This window comes from Chryseobacterium vrystaatense, from assembly GCF_000737765.1.
Lineage (GTDB): Bacteria > Bacteroidota > Bacteroidia > Flavobacteriales > Weeksellaceae > Chryseobacterium > Chryseobacterium vrystaatense.
In genome coordinates this window covers 232934-244873 of record NZ_JPRI01000006.1, presented here as the reverse complement: position 1 = coordinate 244873, position 11940 = coordinate 232934, and the positions used below count along the sequence as shown (strand labels likewise).

At 35.0% G+C, this 11940-nt stretch carries 12 protein-coding genes; 4 read left to right on the top strand and 8 right to left on the bottom strand.

What is annotated here, in order from left to right:
* Positions 1 to 158: 158 nt before the first annotated feature.
* Together IW16_RS16845 and IW16_RS16840 are read right to left on the bottom strand one after the other, a co-directional pair.
* Positions 159 to 470: a hypothetical protein gene (locus IW16_RS16845; RefSeq protein ID WP_034746897.1), complete on the bottom strand. Its 312-nt coding sequence runs from the start codon at positions 468 to 470 to the stop codon at positions 159 to 161.
* A 114-nt stretch (positions 471 to 584) separates the two neighbouring features.
* A complete protein-coding gene (locus IW16_RS16840; protein WP_034746894.1) occupies positions 585 to 1715 on the bottom strand; it encodes a phage integrase SAM-like domain-containing protein in 1131 nt (376 codons plus the stop codon).
* A gap of 629 nt (positions 1716 to 2344) precedes the next feature.
* Here IW16_RS16840 and IW16_RS16835 point away from each other — a divergent pair.
* On the top strand, positions 2345 to 2893 hold the full coding sequence (locus tag IW16_RS16835) for a TetR/AcrR family transcriptional regulator (RefSeq protein ID WP_034746891.1): 549 nt from the start codon (positions 2345 to 2347) through the stop codon (positions 2891 to 2893).
* A 26-nt stretch (positions 2894 to 2919) separates the two neighbouring features.
* Entirely contained in the window at positions 2920 to 3651 is a 732-nt protein-coding gene (locus IW16_RS16830; protein WP_034746888.1) for an alpha/beta hydrolase, read from the top strand.
* Between the two features lie 106 nt (positions 3652 to 3757).
* On the opposite strand, the gene IW16_RS16825 is transcribed toward IW16_RS16830, so the two are convergent.
* Both IW16_RS16825 and IW16_RS16820 read right to left on the bottom strand, forming a co-directional pair.
* Positions 3758 to 4165, bottom strand: a complete 408-nt coding sequence (locus IW16_RS16825; RefSeq protein WP_034746885.1) for a PaaI family thioesterase — start codon at positions 4163 to 4165, stop codon at positions 3758 to 3760.
* On the bottom strand, positions 4165 to 5124 hold the full coding sequence (locus IW16_RS16820) for a bifunctional helix-turn-helix transcriptional regulator/GNAT family N-acetyltransferase (RefSeq protein WP_034746882.1): 960 nt from the start codon (positions 5122 to 5124) through the stop codon (positions 4165 to 4167). The genes IW16_RS16825 and IW16_RS16820 overlap by 1 nt, the downstream gene beginning before the upstream one ends.
* A gap of 381 nt (positions 5125 to 5505) precedes the next feature.
* On the opposite strand from IW16_RS16820, the gene IW16_RS16815 reads away from it, so the two are divergent.
* Both IW16_RS16815 and IW16_RS16810 read left to right on the top strand, forming a co-directional pair.
* Positions 5506 to 6255: a M15 family metallopeptidase domain-containing protein gene (locus tag IW16_RS16815; RefSeq protein WP_117590658.1), complete on the top strand. Its 750-nt coding sequence runs from the start codon at positions 5506 to 5508 to the stop codon at positions 6253 to 6255.
* 207 nt (positions 6256 to 6462) lie between these two features.
* On the top strand, positions 6463 to 6753 hold the full coding sequence (locus tag IW16_RS16810; protein ID WP_131327924.1) for a hypothetical protein: 291 nt from the start codon (positions 6463 to 6465) through the stop codon (positions 6751 to 6753).
* Here IW16_RS16810 and IW16_RS16805 read toward each other — a convergent pair.
* The 4 genes from IW16_RS16805 to IW16_RS16790 form a co-directional block, all read right to left on the bottom strand.
* A complete protein-coding gene (locus IW16_RS16805) occupies positions 6734 to 7468 on the bottom strand; it encodes a LytR/AlgR family response regulator transcription factor (RefSeq protein ID WP_034746873.1) in 735 nt (244 codons plus the stop codon). The genes IW16_RS16810 and IW16_RS16805 overlap by 20 nt on opposite strands.
* On the bottom strand, positions 7469 to 8635 hold the full coding sequence (locus IW16_RS16800) for a sensor histidine kinase (protein WP_034746870.1): 1167 nt from the start codon (positions 8633 to 8635) through the stop codon (positions 7469 to 7471). It lies immediately after the preceding gene.
* Between the two features lie 153 nt (positions 8636 to 8788).
* Positions 8789 to 10942 carry a TonB-dependent receptor domain-containing protein gene (locus IW16_RS16795; RefSeq protein WP_034746867.1) on the bottom strand — a complete coding sequence of 718 codons (2154 nt, stop codon included), beginning with the start codon at positions 10940 to 10942 and terminating at the stop codon, positions 8789 to 8791.
* Positions 10943 to 11134: 192 nt separating this feature from the next.
* Positions 11135 to 11929, bottom strand: a complete 795-nt coding sequence (locus IW16_RS16790) for a helix-turn-helix domain-containing protein (RefSeq protein WP_034746864.1) — start codon at positions 11927 to 11929, stop codon at positions 11135 to 11137.
* Positions 11930 to 11940 lie beyond the last annotated feature (11 nt).

Here is an 11940-nt window from a genome sequence, read left to right as displayed (position 1 = left end):
GTGACTGCAATTCCGAGTTCTCGTGCGAGTTCCGAGATATTAGTTCGCTCATTACTTAATTGAACGGCTTTGGTTTTAAAAGCTGGATCGTAGATTTTTCGCTCTCGTTTCATAAGTTAAAATTAAGGTTTTATGCTTAACTTTAACTGGAAGCTAAATTAGGATATCCAGTATTCATAATTTTTAATATTTTGATAAAAATTTTCAAAGTATACCTTATCAATCTTCTCAGTATTCCAAAGAATAAAAAAATTAACATCTCCAGCTATCTCATCTCTATGATTATCAGAATCATCAAGAGTAAACTTCCATTTCTCCTCACCTACATCTTTGTAAGTTAAGTCATAAGATGTGTTCAATCTTACATTGTAATCTTCAAGGTTAAGTTTTGCTATACTTATTTTCTTTTTAAATTCATCAGATGATAGAATCTCCTGTGATAGTCCGTTTTCAATTAAGATATTATTCATTGTTAAAGTTTTATTTAAATATACATCTTATTTTGTACACTCAGCGATACCCAGAAATCAAAAAGTTTTAATAGAGCAAAAATTAATTTTGGCAGATACTCTATAACAAGATATTTAGAAACCAAGACTTTTAAAAATCTTTGCCGTTGACTTTGCTTTCTCAACATCTGTTTTACTTATATAAGCTAGGAATTGCCTTTCCGTCTTATGCCCAGTAAAGTTTAACAAGTAGGTTATTGGAATTTTCTCGTAGAAATTTGTAGCAAAGCTTTTACGTCCAATGTGAGAGGTTACAAGCTGAAATTTTGGATAGTTTCCAAATACCTTTCGTGTTATCTTACTTTTGTTTTCCCTTTCAATTGTCATAACCTTTCCGTTATATAAGACCTCATCTATACCAGCTAGCTCACAAACATCTTTAATGTATAGGTTAAGATTTACATCAGAAATCTTGCGTGGAAATTCACCTCCTTTTTTCAGCAAAATATTTTGTACTTTTTGTAGTAATGGAATTTGCATCTTAGTTCCCGTTTTGACTTGATTAAACTCTATGTAAGATTGATTCTCATCATCTCTTACAATCATACTGGAATTAAACCTCAAATAATCACTAACCCTCTGTCCTGTATAGCAAGCTATCAACAACCAATCCCTAGCATTATCCAAGTGTTCACTCGGCATCTCTGTTCTTTCAATTTTGTCTAACTCATCAAAAGTGAGGTAAACAGATTTCGGGACATTTCTAGAAGCTTTCTCTATATCAAATTTCCACAAAAAAGCATATTTATGTACTTCTATATCAAGAGACTCAGCAACCTTACAAATCATTTTCAAAAATTTAAGATTTCGATAAGTTGTAGATGTTTTATAGTTCTCTCGAAGACAATACTTTTCAAAATCCACTCTGAAAGAATTATCTAAATCAGAGAACTTCAAATGTTTAAAGGTTTTTTTTCTAGCCTTAAGGTCATTACAATAAGGCTTTATCAACTGTTTAACAACGTTTGCTTTCTTAATGGTTGATTCACTTACAATATCTTTCTTTAGATTAATGTAATCATCAATAAACGAAAGTATGTTGTCTGACCGTGGTTCTATCTTTTCTGAAATAACTTTTTCGGGATAGACAGTAGCTTCAAGCCAACCCTTTAAATCTATTTCAGGTTTGTAGTTTGTGTCATCTGAAATTATTTTTGTCTCCAGTCTGATAAGCTCAATATTCAATTCAACTAAATTATTGTTCACATTTCGTGAACTTATAATACATTTTCCATTTTTCCAATCTTTGGGTTTACATTTTAAGTGTGGGAGAGGGACTTTTATATCTACCTCCTTATCTCTTAACCGTATCCAGATTGTACTACTCTTGTTTTCAACTTTACCTCTTGTAAAAAAAACTAACTGATGCCATAAATTTTCGATTCAAAATTGTTCCCAAAATTGTATCCGAACTCTAAAAGATAAGCCTAAAACAATGGGTCTGCTTTGTCTTCGGGCATGTAGAAGTCTTATGTATTGCTTGTTTGAAAGAGGGTTCGAATCCCTCCAACTCCACTTAATAAATAATAAACCACTGTTTTTACAGTGGTTTATTTTGTTTATATAGTATTTACGCAACATTCTAATCTCTCAACCCTTCATAAAAACGTGACTGCATTTTTTTAATAGAGGAAACCGTATAATAAATAATCCAAATTAGGAAATCAGCTAACAGCTAGGTTTATACATTAATACCACAAACAGGAACAGACAACCGAATTTAATCCATTTACAGAATACTGATTTACAAAGCTCTAATAAGTAATTCATAAAAAACAATAAATAAAAATAAACAAGTCTGTCTATTTTGTGAAATATATTTTTACTTTTGTATCATGGATACGAAAAACAGAATTATAGCAACAGCCGACACGTTATTTTATTTCCAAGGTTATCAGTCAACAGGGATTAATCAGATTATTGATGAAGCCAAAGTGGCCAAGGGTTCTCTATACAATCATTTTAAATCGAAAAGCGAACTCGGTCAGGCTTATGTCGAAAGATCCAGTGATCACTGGTTTACCGGGCTTATTAAAGAACTTGACAAGTTCAGCAATCCGAAAGATAAATTGATTGCTGTTTTTTCTTTCCTTGATCAGCATACCAGGAAAAATTACTATAATGGTTGCCGTATTATAAACATCATGACAGAAATAGCTGGCGAGGATGAACAAATTACCACAATGTCAGTAGCCCACAAACAGAAATTCAGAGATTTTCTGTACACCCTAACATCTGAAATATATACCGAACATATCACAGCTCTTGAAATAGCCGATACGATTTACCTGCTTTATGAAGGAGCAACTGTTGAAAGTAAGATTTTCAAACAAAGCTGGCCAATTGAACTTGCCAGAAAGAATGCAGAAAGAATTTTAACATAAGATTATTCAAACCAATAATATACATTATGGATATTAAAAAACAAACAGATCTCATTTTTGAGCCCATCCCTTTGGATAAGAATTATCAATTTCACTTACCTGAAAATGCTCAGGAATTATTTATTGATATCGAATCTGATGTTACCTTGAATGGGTTTCATTACAAAAACGATAACAGTCCGTTATTGCTTCTTTACTTTCAGGGTAACGCAAAAAACCTTCAAAATTTTCTTGATAATCATTCAATTATATTAGATTGGGGATACAATGTTTTGACATTTGATTACCGGGGATTTGGAAAATCCACAGGAAAAATTGAAAGTGAACAGAATATGTATTTAGATTCGGAAAAAATTTATGATTATGCCTTGAAATTAGGGTACAAGCCAGAAAATATAATTCTGTATGGTTATTCTATGGGAACCTCACAAGCTGCCTATCTTGCCACAAGAAAGAAAGCCAAAGCTGTTATTCTGGAAAGTGCATATTCGTCCATAGCAGAGATCAGTATTTTTGGTGATAATGCTCCAGATTTCAGATTAAATACCGGTAATAGGGCACACGAAATTTTAATTCCAAGTTTAATTATTCATGGTGAGCTGGATGATGTAATCACTCCTGATCATGCAGAAAGAATATTTTCGAAAATTAAAATTCCTGAGAAAGAATTAATTTTAATTCCTGAAGGAGGACACGGAAATTTAAAGAATAGAGAACAATACGGAAGTACTTTCAATACATTCATTTCCACTTTATAGAAAGTAGAATGAAATTTACAAATGTTGTAGACTTTTACTCTACAAAAAAGAGAGCCTGTAAAACACAGATTCTCTTTTTCATTAAAAATCGTTATTGAATTAATATCTATTTTGACACCCCAATCATCGTTGCTGTCATTTTTGATATCAGCTTTTCTCCGCTGCTGTCATATACATAGCCTTCACAAACCGTCAGTGTTTTCCCGGATTGAAGGACTTTACCAACGGCAATCAGTTTATCTGTTTTTGCCGGTTTCATAAAGTTAACTTTAAATTCAACGGTTAATACTTCTGTATCTTCGGGCATCATAGTCATAGCGGCATAACCGCAGGCACTGTCTACAATACTTGTGGCAACTCCGGCATGAAAGAACCCATGCTGCTGAGTCAATGCTTCAGAAAATGTGCAGGAAATTTTAACCTCTCCATTTTCAACACTGACCAACTCGGCTTTTAAGGTTTTCATCAAACCCTGCTGATCAAAACTTTGCTTTATTTTTTCGTACATATCCATTACTTATGAAGTTTTAATTCCATTTGAATATTGCACCTCTTATAAGGGGTATGATGCCCTGCAATTTTTTCAAATCCCATTTTATAATATAAATTGATGGCAGGTTTTAGAATCGTATTGCTCTCGAGATAAATTTTGGAAGCATTCATTTCTTTGGCTGATTTGATCACTGCCTGGCCAAGCAGCCATCCTATATTCTTTCCCTGAGCCTTTGGTGAAACCGCCATTTTTGCCATTTCAAAATCGTAATTGGGATCGTCCATTTTGATCAATGCACAAACTCCCAAAGGTTCATCATTATATAAGGCTACGAATATTTTACCCCCGTTTTTCAAAATGTAATCTTCCGGATTATCCAGAGCTTTATAATCAGCCTCTTCCATTTCAAAATAGGTCGAAATCCATTCTTCATTCAATGATTTGAAAGCGGACTGGTATTGGGATTGATATGCTACAATCTGTACATCTTTACTTTCGCGAAGCTTCTTTTGCTCCTGAACTCTTTTGAACATTGATTTTTTTTCAAGCAAAAATTCCCATTCAGCGATGGCATCCCAAAGATTGTGTGTTGCTTCTGAAATAATACCGTCAATCGCCACATCTATATCAGCACACTGAATGCTCATCATTTTTTCGGCCAATACTTTACCCTTTTCTGTAAGTCCGGCTACATTTCTACGCTTGTCTTTTGACTTGAGATTATCCTGAACCAATCCTGCGCTGGCCATTTCTTTGATGATTTTGGTCACTGACGGCTGAGAATGTCCAATCTGTTCTGCAATTTCAGTGATCGTTTTTTCTCCGTCCTCAAACAAAACAAAGAATACCGGAAACCACTTAGGGGAAAAATCGGTATCATACAACTCATAAATTTTTGCGGCATCATCTGTTACCATGCCGGTCAACAGGCGTAATCTGCTGCCTAAAGCCATTTTACCGGTTCTGTTAAAAAAGTCCATATACGTATTTTTTCTGTTTAATAGGATTCACTTTTGTTAGGGAAGCTTTTCACTTCTTATTTAGATGTATGAGAGATATAAATTATTTCAAATTCAACATTAACATAACTAATTACATAACTAGTTATGCAAATGTATGAAAAATTTGACTCATAAAAATTAAAAAATGTCTATCTGTTTTTAAATCAGTATGAAAATGATTATCTTTAAACTGCAGTGGAAGAAAAAACGAATAAAAGAAAGTCCCAAAAACTACACAAAAGGAGTATTGTTACCGAAAATAATCATCTTACATTTGGTAAAGTATCTTAACAACGTTCGTATTGGCTTATCAATCGAACGAAAGGCTTACAATTCAACACTACATTAAATACAGTCATTATGAAATCACCCTTATTCCCGATTGAGATTATTTCAATCTATAAAAACAAATTGGGAGATCTACTTCCTTTACCTCAACGAATGGCGAGATGCACGGCTGATACCTTTACTGCACTGCTTAATATTTCTACTGACCTTTCAGCAAAAGGAGGAAAACTAATACTGAGTGACCTTTTCAGAAGCTACGAAATGCAGACACAATCCCATAACGACTATCTATCCGGGAAAAAGAAAGCCTTCAGCCCCGCTCCCGGAGGAAGTTTTCATGAATCCGGAAGAGCTTTTGACCTTGATTTAGGTGCCATAAAAATCTCATTATCCGATTTCTGGAAAATAGCCCGTAAATATGGAGTCGTTCCGATCATTAATGAACCGAAAAAAAATCTTTCTGAATCCTGGCATTTTGAATGCCGAGGAAGCCATCAGATCATTTATGATTATTATACCCAAGGCAAAGGAACAAATTTCAAACCTTACAAAGCCGCTGCAGCAAGTGCTATTCTTTCTATCGGAGTGTATGTAGATTTCTTTGGAGAAAACCAAAAACAGGCTATGATCCAGGCGAATCTTATCCGACTTGGAAAAGAGATCGGGAACCTTGATGGACAGATTGGGAAAAACACAAAAAAAGCACTCAGTGAATTAGGACTGCAATATAAGCCGGATCATCTGGACGACATTTTATCTGAAACTGAAGATCTTGTTCAGGAAAAATTTACAAATGAATACCGGGATCCAATACTTCTGTAAATCATAACGAATATACGTTCATCCCAATAAAATTGTCTTTCACCGGACAGGCATTCCATTCTGCCGAAGTATTTTGATTAAAAAATTTTAATAGTCCAAATTTGGTCACAGAATAATCATATGCTTATGTGGATCCACTGCCAAATAATTTCGGACAACCCTGTTATTTATAATAAAATTGAAACTTTTATCAAATCAGCTCCCTGCTTGTTTTTACAATCTGAAGGAGCAGAAAATAATAGAGAACAGCAGATTATATTTTGGGATATCGATTCCAAAACTATAGTACATCATGATCTTGAAAAGCACGTCAGAAATGGTTCCGTTGTCATTGTCATATCATTATTTCTTCCTAAAGACATCATTCTTATCCGACTCGGCAATAAATACCGTTTCTCCATCGGAATATTAACCGGACAGGTCTCCTATACGCAGTTTATTGAAGAAATAAGCAGGATTATTGATGTACAGTCAAAAATTAAATTCCCAGCAGACTAAAAAGTTCCTCTTTTTTTGTGGTGGCAATGGTGATGGTTTTCCCATTATTGAGTTCAATAACATTTCCGGAAATGGATTTGATTGAGGCGAGTTTTACAATGAAAGAACGCTGTACCCTTAAGAACACAGGAGGCATTAAAAGTTCTTCCATAGATTTTAATGTGGCCAGTGTAGTGAATGATTCTGTATCAGTAACTATTTTAAGATAGTCTCCCAACGCTTCTACATAAAGAATATCGGACAATATTACTTTTACCAACCTCCCATTGACCTTAATAAAAATCCGGTCACTAAACTCTTCTTTATTTTGCGGTATTTCAGGAGCAATGGATTTACCTGCGGGAGATAATGTCTGTATCCGTTCTTTCGCCCGGTTTGCCGCTTTAAGGAAACGACTGTAGGCTACAGGTTTTACAAGATAGTCTACTACTCCATCTTCAAAACCTTCCAAAGCAAAATCTCTGTGTGCGGTTACAAATATTACGGCTGGCTGTTTTGGAAGTGACCGTATCAGTTCTATTCCATTTACTTTAGGCATCTGGATATCACTGAAAATAAGATCGACCTCGCTGTCCTGAAGATAAGCCAGCGCTTCTACCGGATCTTCGTACGAATCCAGTAAGTCCAAAAAAGGAACTGTTTTTACAAAATCAACAATCAGTTCTCTGCCAATCGGCTCATCGTCAATAACAATGCATCGTAATTTTCCGTTCATTTAAGTCAAATTTATAGAGAGCGAAACAAAATAAGACGTTTCTCTGTCTTCTATGGTGAGTTGATGTTGATCAGGATAAAGAAGGTCTAATCTTTTTTTGATATTTTTGATTCCTATACCTCCCAGAATATGGCTGCCAGTGGTTTTTGCATCCTTATCATTTTCAATTGAAAAATAGAAAATATTTTCAACAAAACGAATATGAACCTTTAAAAAGTTTTGCCCGTTGCTTTTTAATCCATATTTAAATCCATTTTCTATAAAAGTAAAAGTAAGAAGCGGAGCAATCAATATATGCTGTACTTCATGGGGAACATCAATATTCAGCTGAATATCCTTATCAGCAGAATACCTCATCTTTTCGAGTGAAAAATAATTCCGGATAAATTCCAGTTCTTTTTCCATAGAGACTTTTTCTGTATTGGATTCATAGAGTGTATAGGCCATTAAATCTGAAATACTGATGACGGTGTCAGGAGCAGCAGGATCTCTTTTCACAACCAGCCCATATAAATTGTTCATGGTATTAAACAGAAAATGAGGATTGAGCTGTGCCTTCAGAAAGTCTTTTTCGATACTTAGGTTCTGCAATTGAAGTTCCGATGTCTGCCTCTGAAAATAGATGGTTCGGTTAAACAGTCTGGTAATATCAAAAATTATTTTAATTACAAAAGTGGGTGAAAACGAATAGATGACCAACATAGCATTTCCAAAAACATTCTCAAAGGAAAGCGCCTTGGCAAAAGTCTGGGATGCATTTTTACTCACCACATTTTTAAGCGGGCCGCTATGGATGTCAATTCCAAGAGAATGCATGGCTAACAATTGCAGATAATTCACAGAAAGCCAGATATAAACACATAGCGGCAGACCTATTAAAAGTAAAACAATGCCTAAGGTATTACTCTTAAACATCTTAGGAACAATGCCGTAGAAAAACAGGTAAAATACAACCATATTATTCACCGTCCCTCTTGCTGTCAACAGAAAACTTGAATCAAACGGAAGATGAAGTTCTACCCTGTAATTCAGGAAAAGCAATACAGAAAAAAACATCCATACAACAATGTGGCAGATGATCCTGATAACTGGTGTATAATATCTGTCAAAATCGAGTTTTGAGATCTTCTCTAAAAATGGGGTAACAGACTGGCTTGGCTGATTCATGATTTTTATAGTCGTATTGTGTGGGTATAGAGTTACCGGACAGAATGTACTGTCCGGTATGTCCTGAAACCTTCCTCCAAAAGTAAGATTAATAAAAATAATTTAAGTTTTTTTTGAAATGAAATCAGGAACAGGAAAATGTATTCGATGGTATTAGTTGGCGCGGTCTGCCTCTTCGAGTTTTATCTGTTTGCTGTTTCCTTTTACTTTGTTGTTTCCAAACTGATAGGTGGCACTGATGGTAAAAGTTCTGGCATCATAATAATTATTGGAATAGGTAGAATAGGTGCTGTAATAAGCCTTCCCTCTGAATTTCATCCCTTTGAAAATATCCTGAACAGTCATATTGATCTGCAGGTTTTTATCCATGAAAGCCATTCTCAGACCGGAAGAAAGATTCGAGGTGTTTTGGAATTCAAAATTTCCTTTGGTATGTGGCAGAAAGTTCCAGAAGTTCAACAGGAAAGAAAATGTTTTACCGGCATTGAGATGAATGGTATTGTTGATTGAATAATATAAAGAATGTGAGTTTAATCCCTGTACCTGTTCTGCCAGACCTTTAGACTTCACATACGCATAATTGGCCGAGGCGTATATATCCCATCTTTTGAAATATGTCCCCGAAAATGTAGTATTGATTCCTATTGCTGTTTCGTCGTAATTATTAAGATAATTTACAGTATTGGCAGCACCTTTCAGACCAACAATCTGTCCAAAATTATCTTTACTGGACTGGTAATACGCTGTCATGGAAAATTTGCTTTTAAAAACATACCCCAGTTCAAAATTATTACTGAAAGAGGGTTTCAGATATGGATTTCCTGTTACGTAAGAATAAGGATTAATATATATGGTGGAGGGATTAAGGGCTCTTCCATCAGGACGCGTGATTCTTTTGGAATAACTTAAAGTAAAAATATGTTTCATATCCGGTTTATAGGCAACATACACACTTGGAAACCATTTTCCATACTCATTTTTCACTCCCATAGCATCGCGTGAAATACCATTCAGTGATGTGTATTCATACCGCAATCCGGCTTTTCCTTCCCATTGGTCGCTTATTTTTTTTGATACGGTCATATAGGAAGCCCAGTTATTTTCATGGTACGCAAAAGCATTGCTCCGATTCTCATCATATTGCAGCATTCCATTATCGTTTACAAAAAAGTCCAAACCTGTATCTGTATTGAACCTTGTATATTTTCCACCAATCTCTCCTGTAAAATTTTTGAAAGGAAGATAAAAATCCACCTGCCCGGAATAAATTCTGTATTGGTAATCTGAATTGATATGATAGTTTACTCCAGTGTTTTCAGACTGAGAAGCTAATGAGAATGGACTTGTATTATTACTTCCAAATACATTCCCTCCCACATAAAGCTTTTTTCCCAGGCTGTCCAGTTTTTTTTCATAATACATGTTTAACTGTGTATTTTTCATTCTCCCGGCCGTATAGGTATCCGAGATGACCATCGAATCCAATGCTGCTTCCTGGTAATACTTTGAAAAATTCTGAGTATCATTTCCGGTTCGGGTATCAGAATAATTAAAGATGGCACCCAGGGATGTTTTTGCATTAAGAGCATAATCAATACTGTAATTGATTGCATAGCCTTTGTTTCTATCTAATCTTCTGCTTTCACTCTGTAATCTATGATCTGCATTGACGGAGAGATTCTCCTGTGCCTTTTTTTCATTATTAAATTGTGACAGCCTCAGAGACGTATTGATCTTTTTCGATTGATAATTGAAGGAACCGTTGTTAGAATATCCGTTTCTTGATTTTCTTTGATAGCTTGTAGAAATATTTCCGCTGAACCCTAAACTTGTATTTTGCTTGAGTACAATATTGATAATTCCGCTGTTGCCCTGTGCTTCGTATTTAGCGGGTGGCGTGGTTATCACTTCTATCCTGCCTATATTTTCTGAACGGATTGTCTTCAGATAAGAAACCAGATCTTTTCCGGAAAGATTCACCGGTTTATCATTGATCATTACTGATACTGAACTTTTTCCTACAATCTCAATATTCCCTTCATCATCAGCTTTTACCATCGGGGTCGCAGCAAGAACATCAAGTCCGTCCGCTCCTTTTGAAGCGATCGAATTCTCTGTATTGAACACAAAACGGTCTATTTTTCTTTCAAAAGTTTTTTTCCGGTTGGCTGTGACTACTACTTCTTTGATTTCGGAAGTTTTTTCAACCCCATTCTGAATTGTTTTTTGTTTTTCACCGAATGTATTTTGAGCATTGATCAAAGAAAATGTCAAAAAAAATACTGCTGTCAAACCTGATTTTTGCATGATTGTCTAAATTTTATGGTTCAAAAGTAGACCGGTCAGGTATGAATCAGAATTATTTTCGATGAAGCTAATGTTTTAACGGTTGGAAACATTGATTTCCCGGTTAAAGCTCATTACTGAATGACAGAGTATTTTCATAACAAAAAAGCCTTCAGTTAAAATACCGAAGGCTCTGTGTTTTCATTATAAAAGCTATAGAGAAAGCTTGCTCGGCGGCAATCCATACTGCTTCTTGAATGTAAATGAAAAGTGAGAAAGATCTTCAAACCCGAGTTCAAGATAAATTTCAGTTGCTTTCTTTCCTTTCTGCAAAAGATAATAAGCTTCCTCCAATCTCTTTTCAAGCAGCCATTTTCTGGGTGCAGTTCCGAATATTTTTTCAAAATCCCGTTTAAAAGCCGCCAGACTTCTTCCTGTCAGGTAGGCAAAACGGTCGAGTTTCACATTAAAATGATAATTCTTCAGCATAAAACCTTCGAGATCTATTTTATACGGATCAGAAATATCATAAAGAATATTCTTCATGGAATGGTCATGCGTAAAAAGAAGAATTAAAGCTTCTTTCTGTTTCAATAAAGCCAGTTCGGGAGATTTATTTTCGAGCAAATCCTGATATTGCAACAGAGATTCCATGAAGTATTTCAGATGCTTCACTTCTGATACATCGATAAAAGCTGGAGTTTTTATTCTTTCCGGAAGATTAAAGTGTTCTTCCTCACTCATATCCTTCAGCATATCATCATCAAACCGGATAGACAGAGATTTAAATCCGGCTTCTTCACCAGGTTTTTTAAGAAATTTCAATAATTGGTTTTTCCTCACCAGATATACATCTCCACTTCGGAAAATTCTCCTGTGTATTCCGTCATTAAGTTCCATTTCTCCTGAGATGACCATCGATAAGGCATTGTAAGAAACAAACTGTTCCCCTTCACGAAAAACAGTAAAGTAGCAGGAATAATTGATGTAATCGATATTTTCAGACATTTTCTATAGAT